Raw genomic sequence first — 23,118 nt, 5'->3', positions numbered from 1 at the left:
TTAATGTAAATTCACATTATTTGTTACAAATATAAATAGATAATATTGATTTACAAATGTATTTACAATGTTAAATAGTTACAAAAGTGAAATGCCATTATTATGAAACTGAATCTTCCCTTCTTTCAGTAAACCGCCTACAGCTTTCTTGAAATCCTTTTTTGACATTTGTAAACTTGCATAAATAACCTCTGGTGCAGTCTTATCGTTTAATTCTAGGAAGTTGTTATTAGCTGAAAGTTCATTTAATAATGTAATTTTACATTCTTCAATTCTGTCAAATCCGATAATTTCCAATGTTAAATCGATTTTGCCATCTTCTCTTACCTTCTTAATGAATGCATTTTGTAAACTGCCCATGTTTACATTTTTAAACAATTCATTTTTGTAAAGTACACCTTGAGAATTGTTTTCAATCAAACATTTTATTCCGAGGTCTGTATATTCGTAAGGAAGAATTGAAACCTTCTGTCCTTCTGAGAATGAGATTTTATCACTAGGTAAGAAGCGATCAATCTTCGCTGAAGCCACGATTCTCTCCGTTTGAGTATCTACATATATATAGACCAAATATTTTCTTCCTACGGCCATCTTATGAGATTGTTCGCCAAAAGGTACAAGTAAATCTTTTACTAATCCCCAGTCAAGAAATACACCCAATTGATTTACGTCTTTAACGGTCAAATAAGCAAATTCTCCTACCTGAGCAAATGGCTTCATAGTAGTGGCGATAAGTCTATCCTCTGAATCTCTATAAAGAAACACATCTATGAAATCTCCTATTTTTGTACCCTCAGGAATATAAGAACGAGGGATTAGAATTTCTTCATCGCCACCATCCAAATACATACCAAATTCTAGCTCCTTGATCACCTCCAGGTTATTGTATTTTCCCAAGGCGATTTCTACTCTCTGTTTTTCCATTTTGTTAATTGATTTGTTGAATTCATTTCTATTTACAAAAATGCAATATCTCTGTTAGAATCCCTAATGATGGAATAAATTACACACTCTCCTAACCTATTCTTTCTCAATATTTTATCTTGTATATACAAGATCGTTTCTTGTTTTTTATTCATGTATATACAAGTTGCATTTTCTTGATTTTCAGGCAATTAAGAAAACTGTCTTGAAATGAGCTTGTGTATAAGTAATTCTTCTGTAAATTCCAGTCACAATACTTTTAGATCATCAAGTAGACAAGAACAAATATTCAGTTGCTCTTGCTCCTACTTCGAGACTTTACAAACAAACTAATTACAATTACTCAGACTGATATTAAATATGAAAAACATTGCTGTAATAGGTGCTGGTACTATGGGAAATGGTATAGCCCATTCTTTTGCTCAAAATGGTTTTAACGTAGCTATTGTAGATACAAAAGAAGAGGTATTAGGAAATGCACTGAAGACTATTCAACTAAACCTTGAGAGACAAGTCAAGAAAGGCTTAATAACTGCCGAAATTCAATCAAAAACCATTGAACTGATTCAACCCCTTACTTCTATCGAGAAAGCCGTTCAGAAGGCAGATTTAGTGGTAGAAGCAGTCTCTGAAGCCCCCACTTTGAAACAAGCTATATTTCAGGAATTAGATAAACATTGCCCTGAAGCCTGTATACTTGCCACCAATACTTCTTCTATCTCTATTACACAAATAGCCTCTTATACCCAAAGACCCGATAAGGTTATAGGAATGCACTTTATGAATCCAGTACCTGTCATGAAATTGGTTGAGATCATTAAAGGCTACTCAACTAGCGAAGAAACCTATCAGTTGGTGTATAACTATACAAAAGCGTTAGACAAGATTCCTGTTGTTGTGAACGATTACCCAGGGTTTATCGCAAATAGAATTTTGATGCCAATGATTAATGAAGCAATTATAAGTGTATTTGAAGGAGTTTCAGGTGTTGATGAAATAGATTCGATTATGAAATTAGGTATGGCTCATCCAATGGGACCTTTACAATTAGCTGATTTTATTGGACTAGATACGTGTCTTTCGATAATGAAAGTATTGTATGATGGATTCAAGAATTCTAAATATGCTCCTTGTCCCCTATTGGTGAATATGGTTCAGGCTGGGAAATTAGGGGTAAAAAGTGGCGAAGGCTTTTATTCGTACGCTAAGGGACTAAAAGAGGCTGAAGTGTCCCAACGCTTTAGGTAAGAAATAAAAAGGCGTTAAATCTCATAAAAAGGCATAAAAAAGGGCTTGCTATTAATAGCAAGCCTTTGATGTTATATACTTCTCTCCTATTGCTAAACAGCTACGTTGTTTTCACGCAAAGCAGCATTTAGGGATGTTTTCAAATCTGTACTTTCTTTGCGTTTTCCGATAATTAAAGCACATGGCACGTTGTAATCACCTGCTGGGAATCTTTTTGTGTATCCACCCGGAATTACAACACAGTTTTCTGGAACATATCCAATGTATTCTACAGGTTCTGGTCCAGTCACATCAATGATCTTAGAAGAACCTGTGATAGTTACACCAGCACCTAAAACGGCTCTTTTACCGATATGAGCACCTTCAACCACGATACATCTTGATCCGATGAATGCACCATCTTCAATAATTACTGGAGCTGCTTGAGGTGGTTCTAGTACACCACCAATACCAACACCACCACTTAAGTGAACATCTTTACCGATTTGTGCACAACTTCCTACTGTAGCCCAAGTGTCAACCATAGTACCAGAGTCTACGAAAGCACCTATGTTTACGTAAGAAGGCATCATAATAACACCTTTAGCAAGATATGCTCCATAACGAGCTACAGCTGGAGGAACCACACGTACGCCAAGACCAGCGTAGTCTGTTTTCAATTTCATTTTATCGTGGAATTCAAAGATTCCTACTTCTTGTACTTCCATCTTACGAATTGGGAAATACATTACGATAGCTTTTTTCACCCAGTCGTTAACAGTCCATGAACCGTCTTCGTTTGGTTGAGCTGTACGAAGTAGGCCTTTGTCTACTTGCTCTACAACGTATTCGATTGATTGTATTGTTTCAGGAGTTGAGCGGAGGCTAGTGTCTTCCCAAGCCTTCTCGATAATTTCTTTTACGTTTTCCATTGAATACTGTGAATAAATACATTTTTAATTCAAGCACAAAGAAAACATATTTAACCGATACAGACACTATATACGTGGAGGAAAATCCAATTTTGGAGGGTATTCTCTAGATGATTAAATGAGGTTATTTGAATAAAAAAACTGGATTTTGTGAGAAACAACTCGTATCAGTAGGCTTAATTTTCAACTTGAGGTAGGAGCATTTAATTAACTGATTTAGTTGAAGTTACATTATTAACAAAAGTGGACGAATAACGAAAACAGAATATTGTTTGGTGAAATAATTTAGAAAAAACAAACAATAGTGCGCCATGAGGAGGCACAAAAGAAATGATTAATAAGAGAAGATTTTTTATGTAAGGATGAGCAAAAGAATAAGTAATTATTCTTAAACAAAGAAAGGAAAAATAAATGAAAAATCCTAGCTTTTTCTATAATATTTGAGCGAAAAGAAAGGATTTTATGCCTTAAAAAATGTTAAAAAAATAGTCAGACTTATAAGTGGAGGCTAGATTACTGTGTATAAATAGCCCATATTCCAGGCTGTCAAATGGGTATTTTAGGTTAAACCAACATTCAAATTCGATGAGTTTAGGAAGGATCAGTACAAGAAACACTATGATACTGTTTAAATTTTTCAAAAAATATTTTATCGATTTTTTCTTCGTCTTACTTTTTAGCAAGGCGTGCCCAACTAGTCGTTTCTGTCTTAAAACAAAATGCAACCACAGTGGAGGCCGCGAAAAATTCAAGAATTTATAATCAGAGTGGCGTTCTACTTCGCTTCTCACAAACCGTAGAGATTCATGGTTCACGCAAACAATTTTACAAAAGTTTAAACAGTCTCTATCCTATTCTTTAATAATCCGACTGAATCACCTAGGTGAAAGTTTCTCCCAATACCAACTGAATTTTTGACCAAATGTATGCAACCTTCAAGAGGTTTTTCTATCAAACCCCTACTCGTATTTTGAGTTTGAAGAAGTAAGAGAATAATGTTAGTAAATATAAAAACCTGTTTTAAGCAAGCTATACCGTATGCTAAAGTTTCTAAAGAGAAATACTGAAAGCGTTTCTCTTTTGCCAGGAGCATAAAGCGGACTAAGTTTAAGGTATAATGGTCTTTAGAAAATAATATCTAGAGGAAAATCACAGGACTAGGACTTGGCGGAGAAAATTCTTTTTATAACTAGAAAGGAAAATTTAGTACATTCTTTACTCGTAGCCCATAGATGACATAAACTCCCAGAATAGCCTCTCTGCTCCTATTCGATTATAATCGCCCCATTTAAGTATAGTTTATAGTTATTAGTCATAAATTGAAACACTATTATTTTTAGCAATATTTAAGATTTTGCTAAATTTATTATCAATTTTATTAGCATTTTACTAAAATAACCAACTAATTACTAACAGTGGTATCATATTTACTAAACATGTAACTTGCCTATTTTACAGTTTTTCATCATGTTTTCTTCCTCTTTCTTTGGAAAAAGGTTCTAAATCCAGTATTTTTGTAGAGTGTTTAAACTATTATCCCTTATATAAAAATGGCTAAAATTAAAGTTGCAATTAATGGCTTTGGTCGTATTGGTCGTCTAGCGTACCGTCAAATCTACAACATGCCTGGTATTGACGTTGTTGCTATCAACGACTTAACTAGTCCTTCTACCCTAGCTCACTTGTTGAAATACGACAGTGCTCAAGGTAGATTCAACCAAGAAGTTACTTCTACAGAAAATAGCATTATCGTTAACGGTGAGGAAGTAAAAATTTATGCTCAACGTAGTCCAGCTGATATTCCTTGGGGAGAGCACGATGTAGATGTAGTTTTAGAATGTACTGGTTTCTTTACAGACAAAGACAAAGCTGCTGCTCACTTACAAGCAGGTGCGAAAAGAGTTATCATCTCTGCTCCAGCTACTGGGGACTTGAAAACAATCGTATTCAACGTTAACCATTTAACATTAGATGGAACGGAAGATGTTATTAGTGCTGCAAGTTGTACAACCAACTGTCTTGCTCCAATGGCAAAAGCATTAAACGATAACTTCGGTATCTCAATGGGTACAATGACTACAGTTCACGCTTATACTAACGACCAAAATACTTTAGATGCTCCACATCCAAAAGGAGATTTACGTCGTGCTAGAGCTGCTGCTGCTAACATTATCCCGAACAGCACAGGTGCTGCAAAAGCAATCGGTTTAGTATTACCAGAATTGAAAGGTAAATTAGATGGTGGTGCTCAACGTGTTCCTACAATCACAGGTAGTTTAACTGAATTGGTTACTATCTTAGATAAAAAAGTAACTGTTGAAGAAGTTAATGCTGCTGCTAAAGCTGCTGCTAACGAATCTTTTGGCTATACTGAGGATGAAATCGTTTCTAGCGATATCATCGGAATTAGCTTTGGTAGCTTATTCGATGCTACTCAAACTAAAGTTATCACTGTTGGTGACCAACAATTAGTGAAAACAGTTAGCTGGTATGACAACGAAATGAGTTATGTAAGCCAATTGGTGAGAACTGTTAAATATTTCGCTGAATTGATCAGCAAATAATTCAACATATTGAAAAAAGGAGGCTTCGGTCTCCTTTTTTTTTGCTTTTTAGGTAATATCAACTCGATGTATAACCTTTTTATAGACAAAAATGCCTTCTGAGAATAGCATAAAAATTTTGTAACTTCATAGATAGGTATAGTCAAACCTAAGAACATAAAAAAGCCCCCACGAATGCAGGGACTTTTGACTATTATTATCATTATTTATGATATATGCTTAAACTTCGCTGACAAATAGTTGATATTGTATCCTTTTTCAGTGAATATTTGCTCAAATCTGGTCTTAATTCCATAGTGACGAACATTTAGTTCAGAATTGTATAAATCTTTCGTGTATGCCAATTCTTCTACGCCAAATGCTGGTAAAACTTCCAAAGTATAGTCAAACAAAAGCTCACTATCTGTTTTCAAATGTAATAAACCGTCATTTTGAAGGATTTCTTTGTACAGTTCTAGAAACCTTGGATTAGTTAAACGACGCTTTATACCACTTTTCAAAGGTTGAGGATCAGGAAAGGTAATCCAGATTTCTGAAATTTCATCTTTTTCAAAGAAATCTAATAACTGATGAATTTTAGTTCTTAGAAAGGCAACATTCGAAAGACTATTTTCGTTAGCAAATTTAGCACCGACCGCAATCCTATCCCCTTTAATATCTATTCCGATAAAATTCTTTTCTGGAAAAACTTGTGCTAGGCCAACGGTGTACTCCCCTTTCCCACAACCGAGCTCTAAAACGATTGGTTGTTGTTTCTCGAACATAATTTCATTCCACTGACCCTTAATAGTTTCATAAAGTGGTTTTCCTGACTCTAAAACGTTAGAAAGCGCTCTACTTAGCGCAAACCTGTCTGATTTCTTTCTTGACACGGTAAAAATTTGTTATAATAAATTGATTAAAACTAGCTGATAAATAAGAATTTACCCTTAAAATGACCAAAATTGAGTTGCTTGAGAATCAAATGAAATTATACAACCGTATCTAACTTCAGTACGATTAATTCTCAGAACCTTCATTTTGACCTATAGTTGATGAATTCCCGCTACGACAAAGGTACTTCCTCCTACATATACAAAATCATCTTCGCTGGCTTGTTGCACCACCCAATCTATTGCCTTATTGACATCCTTAATGACAGTGCCTTCGAGTTGATAGTCTTTGGCCAACTGTTGAAGATCGTCTGCCTCGAGGGCTCTTGGTACATCTGCTTGACAAAATACAAATTTAGCGGTCTTAGGTAAAATTTCTAAAATCGCACGAATATCCTTATCACTTACGAATCCTAAGATCATCCATAATTGATGATACCGATACTTATCAAGCGTCACCAAATTTTCAGTAATCCCAGCAATATTATGGCCAGTATCACAAATCACTTTAGGGGTTTCTCGTAAAGTTTGCCATCTGCCCTTTAGTCCCGTATTTGTAACAACTTTAGCTACCCCCCTTTCCAAGTCCTTTTTATCAATAGCGAAACCTCTCTTATTGAGAATTTCTACTGCGTTAATAATTCCTCGTAGGTTATCAATTTGATACCTACCAATAAGTTGGGATTCGAGATTGATTATTTCCTTATTTTGAGTGTCAGAGTACTCTACTTTTGCAAAATTCTCAACAACTGAATATTCATTCAATATGTATCTATCTGAAGCAAAGGAAATTACAGTTGAAGTCTCAACTGCTTTATTTTGAAACACTACATCGGCTTCTGGCTGTCTTTGAGAGATAACCACTGGTATTTTTGGCTTAATAATCCCTGCTTTTTCGGTAGCAATTTGTTCAATGGTATTCCCCAATATGTCTGTATGATCAAAGCTGATATTTGTAATCAATGAAAGCTCTGGTGTGATTACATTGGTGGAGTCCAAACGCCCTCCTAAACCTACTTCAATTATAGCTATATCTACGTTTTGAGAGGCGAAATACTCAAAAGCTAAACCAACAGTACATTCAAAGAATGAAGGTCTTAAATCCAAGATAAAGGCTTTATTTCGCTCTACATAGTCTACTACTTCCTGTTCTGGAATAGGCTGTCCATTGATTTTGATTCGTTCAGTAAATGATTTGAGATGTGGGGAGGTATAAAGCCCTGTTTTGTATCCAGCCTCTTGTAAAATTGATGCTAAAAAATGGGATGAACTTCCTTTCCCATTTGTGCCTCCAACATGGATACTTTTGAATTGATGCTGCGGATTTCCTAAATGCTCACAAATTGCCAAGGTATTTTTTAAATCGGCTTTATAGGCCTTCTTACCTTCTCTGTGAAAGACAGGGAGTAATTGATAGAGATACTCGATTGTTTCTTGATAATTCATAATACAAAAAAATAAAGTAGTGCGTTACCGCACTACTTTGATGAAATTCTAAATGTTATGGTTCCTACCGAAATTTCTGGTCTCTCCCCTGCGGAAGTCGGACGGAAAGTTAATTTTTGTACGGCTCTTTTATATTTCTGTGTTACAGCTGGACTCAAACTGGATTCGATGGTTTCAACCACCTGAACAACTCCATCCGAATCTACCTTTAGTCTAAATTTCACTATTCCTGTTTCATCCGAATCATCGTTTACTTCTGGTCGGCTGTTCCAAGTCCAACCAGCTAAGCTAATGGCAGTTCCTGAACCGTTACCTCCATTTCCTCCGTTACCACTTCCAGGAGGCTTAGGGTCATAAGTCCCATTTTTAACTGAATTTCCATTGGGCTGACCTTTATTTCCAACACCTTTTCCATCTCCATCAGAACCACCACCTGTTCTCGAGTCTGTACCTGAAGTACCATTACCACCAGTTCTTACTGGGATTGTTGCCCCTTTAATCACTTGTTGTTCAACTGGTTTGGCAGGAGTTGGTTTGGTAACTGGTACATTGGCTTTAGGATTTTCTTTGGCCTTTTCTACCTTTTTGGTTACTTCTGGCACCTTCACTGGACTAGGTCGGGTACTTTTAATGACTTCTGGTTCTGGGCTTGGTTTGGCTTTAACAGGTTTTACTTTTTCTACAATTGGGGTAGGCTCTTTCTTAGGTAAGGGCTTAACTTCAGCAGGTTTTGAATCAAATTCATTTTTTGCTTTATTCCCATGATTTTTGGTATAAATGGAACCACTACCATCTTTGTCTGTTCCAAAGTTGACTACAAATCCGCCACCTCCAATTTTTTCGACTTTTTTATTTTCCTCTGAATTCCAAACTGTCACATACCAAAGCATGATAAATAAGAGTATGTTAACAGCACTGGTCACAATAAAGGCGAATTGCCGATTTTGTTTTTCTTCTTGTTCTAGATTGTAGGTAGACATTCGTTAGAGCTATTGTTTTTTTGAAGACTTAAATATCCAAGCAGAAGCTCTTAGTTTCGACTTGATTGTTGCTGATTCAGTATATGCTTCATTTTCATTGCGATATGAGTTGGCAGATACTTTTATCAACTTTCCTTTTCTTTCTGGCTCAATCACGGTAGCGTTTGAAAAACCCTTTGATTGAAGTTCTTTTACAAACTTTTGGGCATTGGCCTCATTGCCAAAACTCCCTACAATAACGAAATAATCACCATTATTGTTATAAGAAAGTGTATTTCCTTGTGATGCTGGTATTGAATCTTTTATCGGTTGAACTTCTCTAGTGAGGGTATCAACAAACCTCGATTTCGTCTCAATGATGGGGGCTGGCACTGGCTTTCTTGCTGTGATACCCACGAAAGGATTCATTGTGCTAAGACTATTTTGCTCCTCATAAGAAAGTATTCCGATGCCTAACAAGACAGCCGTAGCCACTCCTGTCATGAAGGGAACGAGCTTTTTCACAGTTGCAGCCGTTTTCTTAGAAGTTTTGACAACTCTTTCTGCTGCACGGTCAGCGCCTCTGAATACTGAAAGTTTAGATTTGGACTCTTTCTGTGGAGATTCTATTTCTAGATTTCTTTTTGGATAAATATTGATAGTACCTAGTCCAAAGCTATCAGAGCAATAGTTTTGTTCTGATAATGGTGTAAATACCAATTTATTTTCCTTATTAAGTTCAAAGAAGCCTATTTGCTCTAAATATACTTGTTCAGCATTTCTCAGTCTAAACTTAAGTGCATCGACAAATGCTCTTATCTTAATCGTTGATTCTTCCAGTGAAATTCCTTCTGACTTGGCGATGAAATGAGACAATAAACCATCGTCATTTTTCAAAAGGCTGTTGAATGCCACCCAGCGCTTGGCAGGTGAGATAAAATTCAACGAGCGGTCTAACTTGGCACTTTGAAAGTTAGTAATAAAACCTCCAAAGTCAGGAACGACCACACAATCGCGCTCGAATAAAAGCTCCTGAATATAGTGTTGAATTGTTGCCATAGAATTGTCAGAAAATAAAAAATCGTGTAATTATCTTAAAATCAATAACCTGAATTATTGAGAAAAATAATTACACGATCTTAAGAAATTGTGTTACAATTTAAAAAGAAAATGACAATCCTGCAAGGAAGTTGGCACCCTGAACAGGATAATATAAGTATCTTTGGTAATTTTTATTTAAAATATTATTCGCTGAAAGGAATACATCAAATCTTTCGCTGATAAAGAAGGTGAATTTCAAGTTTAAATCAAAGATTGGGTTAAGCGTCACCTGCTGATTGGTCTGCCCATTGAGTCCTTTTAATCCTGTAAGCACATAAAAATCGGATGTTACTAGCATTTTTTCTCTAATCAGATACTGATTAGACCATGTAGCCTTGAAAGCAGGACGATGCCAAGCCTCTTTTAAGTTACCGAGATTACTATAAATATAATAATCCATTAACAAGGATGAACGAAACAATTGTGGAATTTCATAATTGATTTGTCCTGAAAGACTTGTCACATGAACTTTTGTGGTATCGTTAGAATACAAAATTTCAAACTTGGTAGAATCTGAGCGAGAATTATTCAGGACATAGAAATTCTTGTAAGTGGCAAAACTCCCTTTCAACTCACCTGAAAGTCCGCCATATAAATTAGCTTTGACACCTGCGTATATATCAGACAGTTTTCTGGTTGGTTTTAAAGATTGAAAACGACCTAACCATTGATTTTCTTGAAGAATTGTTGTGAGGTTATTCGCCATAACATCTCCTTCATAACCTGCGTAAAGCTTGATTCCATCCATCAACTGATAATCAGCTTTTAGGACAGGAAGTACATAGGTTTCATTTTCCGTAGTTTTTTCCTTGCTATTAGCAAGCATTACCCCCAATGTCACACTAAATAATTCGTCTTTGTATTTAAAGTTAGGAACCAACTTGTACAAATTACGATAAGTAGTTAATGAATCTTGCGATTGTGCCAAGACCATCTGTCCGTCAAAATTGGCTGAAAGTTTATCCGTTAAAGGAAATGACGCCGACATACCTGCATCCCAAAGTAACTCGTTTGCCCCTACTTTCGTAAATAGGTAAGATAATTTTGAACGGAAGATATAATCAATAGGAGATGTTTTACTCGTATTAGAAATAGTCCCGTCAAAATTGAATTTATTCCATGAGTTAAAAATGGTTTCTTTATCAAATGAATATACCTTAGGTTGGTATCCATAATAATAAAAACCTTTACGTTTCCAGCCCAAAGAGCCTTCCAATTTTACTGAGTTAAATTGTGTACGACTATGTGCCTTAATTTGGTTATCCGACTCTCCTGAATAGTTGGCACCAATCGGCCCTAATCGATAAGCATTGTGTTTGACATAAATGCCATGATAGTTTTCTTGACCAACAGCAATACCTGCATGCCCTTCGAGATAGGTATGTCCAAAATTCCCGAATCCTGCTCTAATCACATTGTTATATTTGGATAACTGAACAGGCGTCACTGGATTTACAGGCATTTGAACTTGATTCGAAATTTCTGTAATTCTTCCATTATTGGGTACTTCAGAAAATAAAAATCTCAAAGGTGGTCTTGGAACAGTATTGGGTGGTGTTACCATTTTCTCGAGTTTTCTCACGGGTGGTGGTACAACAATCTTTTTTTGTTCCTTCGTTACACTTACCTCTGAATTATCTATTTTCCCTTCTTTCTTATTTACTTGAGAAAATCCTTGTGTGGATAATCCAAGTAGCATAATGCTGGCGAGAGAAAGCTTTAATGATGTATGATGCATAATAAATAAAAGTCTTTGATTAAGAATAAATTTAGATTACTTGTTACTAATAGAGCGTAGTTTTACACGCGCTTGTTCAACCGAATTCTCATCTGGTAGTTTGTCAATGATAGAATTCAGGGTTGCTTTTGCTTGGAAATAATTCTCCATTCCAATAAAGTCATCCGCTAACAATAAAAAGGCTTTCCCCATCACTGGTAACGACACACCCGAGAACTCATTGTTAAACTTATTCATAATCATTTCACTTGACTCTTTATATTTTTTCTGACTATAAAGCATTCTTGCTAGCATAATTTGGCACTCCCCTGCGTAGTCATCTTTTGCAAGAGCCACCCCTTGATTAAATGAGCTCGTTGCTGAAATATTATCCCCAATTTGCAAGTATCCTTTACCCATATAATAGTAAGCCTTCGTTTTTTGTGCAACTGTAGCTTCAGGTAGTAATACCATTTGTTTTGAGTAATAGATAGTAGAGTCATTTTTCGGTGTATTGAAATACGAATCCATCAAACCCTGAATCGCCGTTTGATTATCTTTACGATCCGATGAAACTCTCAACACCCCACGATAGTTAGTTATCGCTCTTGAATAATTACTGTTTTCAAGTTCAATTTGCGCTGCCTTGGCGTAAGCTTTCGAAAGTGCTTTATACTTATTGTCTGCAATCACAATATAGTAATTGCGTAAAGCATCCATTTTATTTTTTTGCTTGAAATACGTTTCTGCAATTAAGAATTTAGCTTCTGGGGTATCAGGTGAATCTGGATAGTTACGAACATATTCTCCAAAAGCAACTAAAGCTTTGTCGTGTGCATCGTCGTAATATAACCCTTTCGCTTTTTCAAATTCTTTTTCTCGCAAACTGGTATCGTTCGGGTTTGCTTTGGCATACAAAGCTTTTATCTCGATATACTCTGGAGAACTTGGATCCATCAACTCATTCAAACCCGCCATCGCTTGTGAGGCAAAATCAGAATCGTTGATATAATTTCTTAACAAATACTTATAATCTGAAATAGCACTTTGGGTTCTTCCAATATTTTGGAAAGCCGTTCCTCTACGCATAATTGCATAAGGCACCAAGGCACTTTGAGGACGTTCTAAAATTAATCTTGAATAATAGGCAATTGCTTTTTCACTACGCTCAGCAGACATTTCGTTATCGCCCAAATCACGTAAAGCTGTTTCCACATATTTTGACTGCGGGAATGTACGAACAACTTCCTCTAGTGTTGCTTTACCATTAGGGTCGTTCAAAATATTTTGAATTGTTCCTTTCTGATAGAGAGCGTAATCTTTATTCGTTTTTACTGTTTGATAGGCTTTGTCATAAGCTTTTAGTGCTTGAGCATATTGACCCTGAGCTACATAAGAATCCGCTATTCGCAAAAGTGCATCATCTACATTACCATCTGTACCTCCGCGTTGATAGTATTCATTAAAATAAGCATTCGCCTCCGCTGGGTTGGTAGACAAATAAATATAACCTAGGCTATAACGGCTTTTCTGTTGAAATTCAGGTAAAGAAGGAACATCTTTGTCTGTCGCAGCAATTACTTTTTTATACAAATCAATCGCAGCAGCATTTTGATTCATACCAACCAATGATTCGCCTTTCCAATACATCGCACTGTATTTTAAATCACGAGACTCTGGGGCACTCAAAGATTTATCGAAAAAGGTAACTGCCTCCGCATATCCATCTTCGTTATATTTTTTTACAGCTTGGTTGAAAGCAATTCGCTGATAAACAGCATTTACTCTCGGAGTTCTTCTACGAAGTTTCTCTACAAAATTAAGAGCTGCCAACAAGTTATTAGATGAAAGATATGCCTCGCAAAGTAGTTCATTGGCTTCATCTTCAAATCTTGAACCAGGATATTGGGCAATAAAACCTTCTAATGCTTTTACAGATTCATTGGAGCGACCTAGATCTAAAAGTACTTTACCAACATTAAAGGTTGCCTCCTCTTGAACAGGCTTATTGAATGACAATTTACTAGCTTGATCAAAAGCACCAAGTGCACCTGTTAAATTATTGACTCTTTGATAACAAATTCCTAGCACAAAAGAAGCATTCTGTCCTAAAGTGTCTTTAGGCAAGGCAACATTTTTCAGTTGATCAGTTGCAGCAGAGAACTGGTTAGTTTTATAAAGACTATATCCATAACGGTACGCCACAACTGGCATCATCCCTTGTGATTTATAGTTTTTATAAACACCATAATAAGTTGCTGCTTTTTCGTAATTCCCTTTATTAAAATATACCTCCGCCGTTAGCAAAGCAATATCATCGAGTTTACGCCCTTTTTCACGAAGTACTCTTTCTGTATAATCAAGCATTTCGTTATACTTACCTTGACGATAATAGGCATTGGCAATCCATCCGGGAATTTCAGCTTTATACTGCGAAGATTTTTCAGCAAGATTAAAATTGCTGATTGCCTCCTCATAATTTTTATTTTGAAACTGAATTGCTCCTGCATAATACGCAGATGGAGGTCCGTAAGCTTGGTTAGGACTTTCACGAAGACGTGTAAATACGGTAAGCGCTTGCGCATACGACTGCGTTTGGTAATAGGCAATACCCAAATGATACTGGGATTCTTCATCAGTTTTGCCAGTTTTACTCAAATAGTCTATGGCCTTTCCATATTCCCCGTTATCAAAGAAGTAATTTCCAATTTCTCTGAAAAGGTTACTCGCCACAGGATGTTCGGGATATTCACGAACAAATCGGTCGGCAAGGAGTTCGGTATCGGCACGATCTAGGTATAAGCTACACATCACGATGAAATACTTCGCCCAAGCCTGATTAGGGTCATTTTTGTCTAAGAAGTTTCGATGTTCAGAGAGATAGAGTTCAAATTCGGCACGAGCCGCTTCAAAGCTTTTGGATTCATAATACTCTTGTCCGTTTCTAAAATGAATATTGGCTTCATTATAGTTGAGCGTACTTTGTGCAAAAATTTCATAACCAGAAATAGTACATGTAGCCGCAACGGATAAAAATACAATCGAAGGTAATTTTTTCATTAGATATGTTTTTTATTGGGTATCTATGTTTTGTTGGGATAATAGATTAGCCAAATTTTACTTGTTTCAAAGGCGAGGCTTTGTTAGTTTCACGTTTTAAAAACGCAAAATTCATACGTTAAATTATGAAAAAAATCTCAATTTTCGCTATCTGTTTACTGTTTAGCGTAATTTCATCAGCTCAAACTAATAAGCTACAATCCAAGATTGCTTATGCGCTTTCTATGGAAAAACCTCAGTCTCACTACTTTGACGTAGTCATGAAATTGAAGACGCTAGATGCCAAAATGAAACAGCAAGGTTTCGTCGATGTAAAAATGGCTGTCTGGACTCCGGGGTCTTACCTTGTTCGTGAATACGCTAAAAATGTGGAATCAGTAACTGCCTCCTCGGCAAACACTCCATTGTCTCTTGACAAAATCAACAAAAATACTTGGCGTATAAAAGTGAATGCCTCCACTCAGGAAGTAACGCTAAAATACAAAGTTTATGCTTATGAACTGTCCGTTCGTACCTCGTTTTTGGATGATTCTCATGGCTATCTTAATCCAGCAAGTGTATTCATGTATGTGAATGAATGGAAAGCTTTGCCTTCTACTTTAGAAATTACGCCTTACAAAGATTGGTCAACGATTTCGACTGGCATGAAAGAAATTTCTAAAAATACCTTCTTGGCAGATAACCTAGACATTTTGATAGACTCTCCTATCGAGATAGGTAATCAAAAAGTTTTAAACTTTGATTTAGCAGGTGTTCCTCACAAAATTGCTATGTATGGTGAGGCAAAGTATGATGCCGAAAAAGTAACTAACGACATTAAACGTGTTTGCGAAGCTGCCAAAAGCGTGGTGACTGAACACCCTTGTAAAGACTATACTTTTTTGATTCATAACCTTGCCGCTGGTGGTGGTGGTTTAGAACACCTTAATTCTACTACTTGCCAAACTTCACGTGGTGTGTACGAAAATGAAAAATCATACAAAGGTTTTCTAAGTCTTATTGCTCACGAATATTTCCACCTTTGGAATGTAAAGCGTATTCGTCCGAAAGCTTTAGGACCTTTCGACTATGAAAACGAAAACTACACGCACATGTTGTGGTATTCTGAAGGAGGTACAAGTTTTTATGAAAATTATATCCTCCGCCGTGCAGGTATCTTCTCTCCTGAAGAATATATCAAATCGTATATGGACGATGTGAATACCATCGAAAACCAACCGGGTAATGCTATTCAATCAGCAGCTGAGTCTAGCTGGGATGCGTGGATTAAATATTATCGTCCAAACGAAAACTCTCGTAATAGCACGGTATCTTATTATGACAAAGGTGCTGTGTTAGGAGGAATTTTGAACTTAGCCATTTTGTCTTCAACGAAAGGCGAAAAGAACCTAGACGATTTAATGCGTTACCTTTATCAGAATTACTACAAAAAGCTAGGTCGTGGTTTTACAGATGAAGAATTCATGAAAGCTACTGATATTGTAGCAGGCAAAGATATGTCGTCATTCTTCAAGAATTATATCTTTGGTACTGAGTCTATTCCTTATAATGTATACTTAGCCCCAGTAGGTTTGAAGATCGTAGATACGAATGCTGATAATACCAATGCTTTCCTTGGTGCTGATTTAAGAGCTGGAAAAATTTCATCTGTAAGAAGAGACTCTCCTGCCTACAATTATGGACTGAATGTCAACGATGAGATTTTGAGCATCGATGGCCAGAAAGTAGAAGACTTAACAAAATTATTAGCTTCGAAAAAAATTGGTGATGTGATTGAGGTCAAAGTAAAAAGAGATGGTTTAGAAAAAACGTACTCAGTAACACTTGCTAAAAACCCAATCAAATCTTATAAGCTGGAGCCAATAGCTGATCAAACCGAACAGCAAAAAGCACTTTACAAAAAATGGATGTTTATCCAATAAGTCATTTATAAAAAAAGCCCTGAGTATTCAGGGCTTTTTTGTTAGTAGGGATTCAAGGCATTATGCAAATCGCCATACATATCTTCAAAGCGTTTGATCACTTTATCTACAAATTCTTCTGTAATCAATTCTCTTACTTCTGATTCTCCCGAAACTTCCGTTTCTGAAATTTTGAAAGTTTGTTCTAAATCAGCCGTTTCAAATTTTACAAAATACTTGTTATTCCATTTGTATAGGGATACCTTACATTTGGGGTTTGGGATTTCTCCGATAAAGTACATAACTAAGCTTCTTCTTCAACAATAGTGATGCTGATGATTTTATCTCCTTGACGAATTAAGTCAATTACGTCCAAACCTTCTACAACTTTACCAAAACATGTATGTCTACGGTCAAGGTGCGCAGTATTGTTACGGCTATGACAAATAAAGAACTGAGAACCCCCTGTGTTTGGACCACGGTGTGCCATTGACAAAACACCACGATCATGGTATTGGTTATTTCCAGTCAACTCACAAGGAATTGTGTAACCAGGACCACCAGCACCAGTTCCAGTTGGATCACCTCCTTGGATTACAAAATCTGGAAGAACACGGTGGAAAGTTACGCCATCATAAAATCCTTTTTTCGATAAATCAACAAAGTTCTTTACATGAATTGGAGCATCCTCCTCGAAAAACGTTATAACCATTAGACCTTTTTCGGTCAACATTTCAGCTTTTAACATACTATAATCAATTGTTAATGGATGATAAAACAGCAATTGTTTTTTGCAAAGTTAAGGCATCTCTTCCATTTCTTTAAACATTTTACTCATTTGTTTCTTCTTATACGATTTCTGCACATTAGTCGGTCTTTCGAGCAAAATAGCGTAATTTTGAGTAAATGTACATTAATGAATAAATCTCAAATTCAATGAAAAGTAGAAAGCTATTCCCTATCATCATGGCAGCAGCTATGTTGAGTCTTGGGTCTTGTGGAACTGATAAAAATGAGGAAGCCATTAAGTTCTTCAAGCGAGGTAATTTCAAACTAAAAGAACAAGAATATAACGAGGCCATTCATTGGTATGGTGAAGCGCTGAACAAGAAACCAGATTTTGCTGATATTTATAATAATAGAGGCTTGGCCTACCAAAAAAGTGATAAGCCTGAGAAAGCGCTAGAGGATTTTAATAAGGCCATAGAGGTAGATACTAAATTCTGGGAGGCTTACTATAATCGCGCCGAATTGTTATTTAACCTTGGTAATTATCAGGAAGCCATACAAGACCTTAACAAGATTGGAAAGGTTTATAAAGATTCTAGTTTTTACTATGTTACGCTAGGCAACGTCAAGACTCAAACACAAGATTATTCGGGAGCTACCGCAGCTTATGAGCGAGCACTCGTACTTGATCCCAATAATGCTGAGGCATATACCAATCATGGGTATTTGTACTTTGAACAAAACAATTATCCTTTGGCAAAAAAGGATTTTGAAAAGGCTTTAAGTATTAACTCTAAACAACACTTTGCCCTAAACAATCTAGCTTTTATTTTGAGTGAAGAAGGAAAATATAAAGAGGCTTTACCTTTGGTAGAAAAGGCGATATTTCTCAAACCTGCTCAAGCTTACTATCTCAACAATAAAGGGTATATCTTACTACAATTAGGGAAGTTGGATGAAGCAAAGGAAACCATAGAACATTCCTTACGTATAGAATCCGAAAATGCATTCGCCATTCGTAACTTAGGTTTATATTTCCAGAAAAAAGGAGATATACAAAAAGCCAAAGAGTATTTTGATAAGGCTAAAAAACTTAACCCTAATATTTCGATTCAATAATCAAAAAATCCCTAGACACAAAAATGTTGCTAGGGATTTTTTGATTTAATAAAATTTAGGAGAAGGCTTCAGCAATAGACTATTTTCTTACTTTACTTACTAATTTGTTTTCTCGAGTCTATTTTATAGGCATTTTTAAGTAATATTAGAATAGTACAAAAATAAAAAGTGTTATTTCGGCATTTTCTTTGCCAAGCATTAAAATAATACAAATTTTATCTTTCATAAAAGTTTGATACCCTTTAATATTCGGCATTATATTACTCAAAAAACAGCCTTTTTGCCATTTTTATGCCTAAATAAAAGCCCTGAGAATCGCTTATTTGAGCTTGTTCTAGGTATAATTACAGCTCGTTTGATTCTCAGGGCTTATGTATTTTAGGCTTCAGCAGGTTTTAAACTATGAAATTAGTTTTAAATTTCTTAAAGAAAGCTGTATTCTCTACTGAGTTGGTATGGATTTCAAAAAGTCGAGCACCAGTAGACTTTTGTGGAATTGTAGTCAGGATATTTTCTAACTGCTCAAAATTCGTAGCTGATAAATATTCCATGTTGGATTCTTCGGCAGTTAGCTTTGCTGTCATTTTTTGAGCAGTTTCAAAAAACGGTTCAAGCTCTGGTTGCTGACTTGGTCCATCAATCATCCGAAAAATTCCTCCCCCACTATTGTTCTCTAAAAAGATCGTGAGATTCGATGGCAAGAAATTATTCCAAAGCGCATTACGGTCATAGAAAAAAGCTACATCTCCCACCAAAAGATACACTTGAGCTTCAGTCGCCAAAGCCGCGCCCACAGCAGTACTTACACAGCCATCAATGCCACTCGTTCCTCGATTGGCAAAAATCTCTACCTCATCAATATTGGGTAAGTGAAGATAGTTGGCATATCGTACGGCCATCGAATTTGCCAGATGCAACTGTGAGCCAGCAGGAATATTCTCCATCACTTTATAATAGGTCGTGAATTCATTCCAAGTGTCGGTACTACTCAAAACCTGATGAATATATCTTGAAGATTTTCTTTCGAGGTTAAACCATTGTTCTTGGTACTCGAAAGACTTTTCCTCATCACCCATTTTGTAAGCTCTTAAATCTAAGCTCTCCAATAATTCTTTAAAGAAGTCTTCAGGAGCTATCGAAACAATATCTGTAAGGCTTTGATAAGTATCAATCACATGAGTAGAACTTTGAACATGCCAATGAGCTTCAGGTTTGTGTTTTCTGATATACTGCTTCAATGATTTTGAAATCACCGATTTACCAAACGTTATCAAAAGCTCTGGAGCATAGCTATCGTCTAACTGACCTAGATACAAATCATGATTTGCTATGAACTCGCCTTTTGTATTTGCAATCAAATCTCCAACCACTACAAATCCAAACTCTTCTTGTAATCCTTTTAACGCTTGATTAACTTCAGGGTTAGTCGCATCTTGTCCAGCAATAACCATGACTTTTGAATAATCATCTATTTGATCAAGTAACTCCTCCCAAGTCTCTTGGCTCAAACTAGCTTTTGACGAATGCTGGCGAATATTTCTTGGACGTTCGAATACAACTTGTTCTTCAGCTGAAGGATAAAATGGCTCACGCAAAGGAATATTGATATGAACCGGCCCCTTGGGAAAAGTATTGGCTGTGTTGATAGCCTCATTCATCACTCGTTCGATATGCCAGCGAGCATCAGGATGCGAATAATCTGCGCCTACCTGATACGAAGCTTTTACATGTTTTCCATAAATATTTTCCTGATAAATCGTCTGTCCATCATGCTGATGTATCCATTCGGTTGGTCGGTCAGCTGTAAAAACAATTAAAGGTATCTCTTGAAAAAAGGCTTCAGCCACGGCAGGTGCATAATTATAGGCCGCCGACCCAGAGGTACAACAAATAGCGACAGGCTTATTTTTCACTTGTGCCATTCCCATGGCGATAAAGGCAGCCGAACGTTCATCTGATACCGACAAGGCATTTATCTGCGGATGTCTTGCCAACGCAATCGTCAAGGGTGCATTGCGGGAACCTGGGGAAATTATCGCATCAGTCACATTTTTGGTAACCAGTATTTCCGCTATATTAATAATGGGTTGTAATATTGCCATAAATGGTTTTGGTTCTCTTGTTTTGTTTTTTCTATTTTGATGCGTTACATATTAGAATTATTAGTCCATATAAGCTTTCCATCAAAATCTATTTTATATTTTGTTTGTCCGAAATCTGTAAGTAAAACCCCATCAGGTAAAATAGATATTGCTTTTTCTTGGGTAAGAGATACAAAAATATCTTTTCCACTAAATTTCCATTTTATTTTCCCTTCTGTATCTATTCTTGTTATATCTATTTGAGAAAATCATCCTCACACTTAAAAATTTGGAAGCACGTTATGTCATCTAACTTCATATTCCATACTAATTCTTATCTCGGTAGAGACAGACAAAATACAGAGTCTCCGCAGCAAATCAATATATTTTCCGATGCAATTATACACGAATATTGAGTGATTGCTGTTGCACCACCTATCCCTAGAATAATACAACTACCAACAAGCTGTTTATGTTGACAAATTTTAATTCCGATTTTTCGAGAAGATAATTGACTTCCATTACTGCTACAATATTGTTTTGTATAAGAAAACATATTATCGACTGAATCAACCCTATAAATTGACTCATTAAGAAGGGCAATCGTTAAATCAGAAGTTTCAAATCTTATCATTTTGTATTTTCTTAACTTTTATACTCAAAGCATGCATCTTGGTTGTTATGAGGAGAAAAAGACATGACTATATTATTTGTATTAATATCTCTGATATTTTTGTATCAAAAATCAATATTCCTTCATCAGTGCTATTTAATTGTCCTATTACATTACCCTGTTTCGACAATACACAACTTTGTCCAGCACTTTCAAAATTATCGCAAAATCCAATACAATTTGAAACTAATATTGGCATTGAATATTTCTTTGCTATTACAGTGTAATATGCTATTGCTTTACGTATACCTTCTTGAGATTTTGCAACACTTGCCATATAAATTTCAGCACCAAGGGCAACTGCTGACTCTATATGTGAGGGTTGTAAACTTTCATAACAAATGGCTGGTGCTATTTTTACATGATCAATTGTTATGATACTTTGTTTTTCTCCTTTTACAAAATAGGCTAATTCATCTGAATGTAACTGTTGCTTTGAATACGCTTTTCTGGGTTGGCTAGGTTGAAAAATAAACATACTGATTTTAATCCCAGCAATAGTCTTCTCAGGCATTCCAATACCAATCGTAATATTACTGTGATCACTAATTTCTTGAAAGACATCAAATTGGTTATCCCCTAAATCAGATGCTAATGCTTTAGCGAGCTCAGGCTCATAACTTGAGATAGAAAGTTCAGGAAAAAATATGGCGTCAGCTTTATACGAAATAGCTAGATGAATGAGTTGTTGGTGCTTTACAATATTTGAATATGTATTACCCTTAATTGGTCGTAATTGTGCTACAGCTATTTTCATGACTTCCTCTTGTTAACGCTCTCACATTACTATTCTACTATGCACTTTTTCTTTAGTATTTCCCACAAACAAAAAGAGCCTCATAAATGAGGCTCCGAAAAGGCATTGTAAGCATATTAGCCCAAATAAGTTTTGAGCGCTTTGCTTCTCGATGTATGTCTTAATCTACGAATTGCTTTCTCTTTGATTTGACGTACACGTTCGCGAGTCAAGTTGAACTTCTCACCGATTTCTTCTAAAGTCATCGCGTGCTCACCATTCAAACCGAAGTAAAGCGTTACTACGTCAGCCTCACGCTGAGTCAATGTTGATAATGCACGTTGTACTTCACGACGAAGTGAGTCGTTAATCAAGCCGCTATCTGGTTTGTCTTCGCCGTCATTTTCCAAAACATCCAACAAAGAGTTTTCTTCTCCTTGAACGAATGGTGCGTCCATAGACACATGGCGACCAGAGATTTTCAAAGTGTCTACCACTTCTCCAGTTGTGATTTCGAGTACTTCAGCTAATTCTTCTGGTGTTGGCTCACGTTCAAACTTTTGCTCCAACTCAGAGAACGTCTTTGAAATTTTGTTCAAAGAGCCCACACGGTTGAGTGGCAAACGCACGATACGTGATTGCTCTGCCAAAGCTTGAAGAATTGACTGACGAATCCACCATACCGCATACGAAATAAACTTAAATCCACGAGTCTCATCAAATCTTTGAGCTGCTTTAATCAAACCAAGGTTACCTTCATTGATAAGGTCACCTAAGCTTAAGCCTTGGTTTTGATATTGCTTAGCAACAGACACCACAAAACGAAGGTTCGCTTTGGTCAATCTTTCTAATGAAAGTTGATCTCCTTCACGAATCTTCTGAGCTAAAATAACCTCCTCCTCTGGCGTTAGCAAATCTACCTTGCCAATTTCTTGCAAATACTTATCGAGTGATTGTGATTCTCGGTTGGTAATCTGCTTACTAATTTTTAGCTGTCTCATATTAGTTACTACCTCTTAAAGTTCTTAGTAGGTTAACAATTAGGAATAAAGAGTTTTTTGAGGGAAAATACTGCAA

17 protein-coding genes are annotated in these 23,118 nt (G+C 36.2%); 4 read left to right on the top strand and 13 right to left on the bottom strand.

Annotated elements, in window-relative coordinates; translation table 11 throughout:
- Positions 1-78: 78 nt before the first annotated feature.
- The gene (locus QM481_RS15875) at positions 79-924 is read right to left on the bottom strand and encodes a CvfB family protein (RefSeq protein WP_283382425.1); all 846 of its coding nucleotides are present in this window, start codon (positions 922-924) and stop codon (positions 79-81) included.
- A 360-nt stretch (positions 925-1,284) separates the two neighbouring features.
- Between QM481_RS15875 and QM481_RS15870 the strand changes: the two genes are divergently transcribed.
- Positions 1,285-2,172 carry a 3-hydroxyacyl-CoA dehydrogenase family protein gene (locus QM481_RS15870; RefSeq protein WP_283382424.1) on the top strand — a complete coding sequence of 296 codons (888 nt, stop codon included), beginning with the start codon at positions 1,285-1,287 and terminating at the stop codon, positions 2,170-2,172.
- 92 nt (positions 2,173-2,264) lie between these two features.
- Here the strand turns inward: QM481_RS15870 and QM481_RS15865 are convergent, their stop codons facing one another.
- Positions 2,265-3,083 carry a 2,3,4,5-tetrahydropyridine-2,6-dicarboxylate N-succinyltransferase gene (locus QM481_RS15865; RefSeq protein WP_283382423.1) on the bottom strand — a complete coding sequence of 273 codons (819 nt, stop codon included), beginning with the start codon at positions 3,081-3,083 and terminating at the stop codon, positions 2,265-2,267.
- A gap of 1,550 nt (positions 3,084-4,633) precedes the next feature.
- Here QM481_RS15865 and gap point away from each other — a divergent pair.
- Entirely contained in the window at positions 4,634-5,647 is a 1,014-nt protein-coding gene (gene gap, locus QM481_RS15860) for a type I glyceraldehyde-3-phosphate dehydrogenase (RefSeq protein ID WP_283382422.1), read from the top strand.
- Between the two features lie 206 nt (positions 5,648-5,853).
- On the opposite strand, the gene trmB is transcribed toward gap, so the two are convergent.
- From trmB to QM481_RS15830, 6 genes are all read right to left on the bottom strand, one after another.
- The gene (gene trmB / locus QM481_RS15855; protein WP_283382421.1) at positions 5,854-6,519 is read right to left on the bottom strand and encodes a tRNA (guanosine(46)-N7)-methyltransferase TrmB; all 666 of its coding nucleotides are present in this window, start codon (positions 6,517-6,519) and stop codon (positions 5,854-5,856) included.
- Between the two features lie 153 nt (positions 6,520-6,672).
- Positions 6,673-7,965, bottom strand: a complete 1,293-nt coding sequence (locus QM481_RS15850; RefSeq protein WP_283382420.1) for a bifunctional folylpolyglutamate synthase/dihydrofolate synthase — start codon at positions 7,963-7,965, stop codon at positions 6,673-6,675.
- A 32-nt stretch (positions 7,966-7,997) separates the two neighbouring features.
- A complete protein-coding gene (locus tag QM481_RS15845) occupies positions 7,998-8,945 on the bottom strand; it encodes a hypothetical protein (protein WP_283382419.1) in 948 nt (315 codons plus the stop codon).
- Positions 8,946-8,954: 9 nt separating this feature from the next.
- The gene (locus QM481_RS15840; protein ID WP_283382418.1) at positions 8,955-9,983 is read right to left on the bottom strand and encodes an HU domain-containing protein; all 1,029 of its coding nucleotides are present in this window, start codon (positions 9,981-9,983) and stop codon (positions 8,955-8,957) included.
- A 100-nt stretch (positions 9,984-10,083) separates the two neighbouring features.
- Positions 10,084-11,763 (bottom strand): TonB-dependent receptor, encoded by a 1,680-nt coding sequence (locus QM481_RS15835; RefSeq protein WP_283382417.1) that lies wholly within the window; start codon positions 11,761-11,763, stop codon positions 10,084-10,086.
- Between the two features lie 36 nt (positions 11,764-11,799).
- Complete coding sequence (locus tag QM481_RS15830; protein ID WP_283382416.1) at positions 11,800-14,802, bottom strand: tetratricopeptide repeat protein; 3,003 nt, start codon at positions 14,800-14,802, stop codon at positions 11,800-11,802.
- 125 nt (positions 14,803-14,927) lie between these two features.
- Between QM481_RS15830 and QM481_RS15825 the strand changes: the two genes are divergently transcribed.
- On the top strand, positions 14,928-16,724 hold the full coding sequence (locus QM481_RS15825) for a M61 family metallopeptidase (RefSeq protein ID WP_205690803.1): 1,797 nt from the start codon (positions 14,928-14,930) through the stop codon (positions 16,722-16,724).
- A 41-nt stretch (positions 16,725-16,765) separates the two neighbouring features.
- Here the strand turns inward: QM481_RS15825 and QM481_RS15820 are convergent, their stop codons facing one another.
- Positions 16,766-17,005 carry a hypothetical protein gene (locus QM481_RS15820; RefSeq protein ID WP_283382415.1) on the bottom strand — a complete coding sequence of 80 codons (240 nt, stop codon included), beginning with the start codon at positions 17,003-17,005 and terminating at the stop codon, positions 16,766-16,768.
- Between the two features lie 2 nt (positions 17,006-17,007).
- The gene (locus tag QM481_RS15815; RefSeq protein WP_283382414.1) at positions 17,008-17,451 is read right to left on the bottom strand and encodes a peptidylprolyl isomerase; all 444 of its coding nucleotides are present in this window, start codon (positions 17,449-17,451) and stop codon (positions 17,008-17,010) included.
- A gap of 188 nt (positions 17,452-17,639) precedes the next feature.
- Between QM481_RS15815 and QM481_RS15810 the strand changes: the two genes are divergently transcribed.
- Positions 17,640-18,551 (top strand): tetratricopeptide repeat protein, encoded by a 912-nt coding sequence (locus QM481_RS15810; protein ID WP_283382413.1) that lies wholly within the window; start codon positions 17,640-17,642, stop codon positions 18,549-18,551.
- Between the two features lie 395 nt (positions 18,552-18,946).
- Here QM481_RS15810 and menD read toward each other — a convergent pair whose 3' ends face one another.
- From menD to QM481_RS15795, 3 genes are all read right to left on the bottom strand, one after another.
- Positions 18,947-20,653: a 2-succinyl-5-enolpyruvyl-6-hydroxy-3-cyclohexene-1-carboxylic-acid synthase gene (gene menD / locus QM481_RS15805; protein ID WP_283382412.1), complete on the bottom strand. Its 1,707-nt coding sequence runs from the start codon at positions 20,651-20,653 to the stop codon at positions 18,947-18,949.
- A 680-nt stretch (positions 20,654-21,333) separates the two neighbouring features.
- Positions 21,334-22,062 carry a carbon-nitrogen hydrolase family protein gene (locus QM481_RS15800; RefSeq protein WP_283382411.1) on the bottom strand — a complete coding sequence of 243 codons (729 nt, stop codon included), beginning with the start codon at positions 22,060-22,062 and terminating at the stop codon, positions 21,334-21,336.
- Positions 22,063-22,178: 116 nt separating this feature from the next.
- On the bottom strand, positions 22,179-23,042 hold the full coding sequence (locus QM481_RS15795) for a sigma-70 family RNA polymerase sigma factor (RefSeq protein WP_026995355.1): 864 nt from the start codon (positions 23,040-23,042) through the stop codon (positions 22,179-22,181).
- Positions 23,043-23,118: the final 76 nt, after the last annotated feature.

It is taken from the genome of Flectobacillus rivi (assembly GCF_030056655.1).
GTDB lineage: Bacteria > Bacteroidota > Bacteroidia > Cytophagales > Spirosomataceae > Flectobacillus > Flectobacillus rivi.
This window is presented reverse-complemented; position numbering and strand designations above follow the sequence as displayed.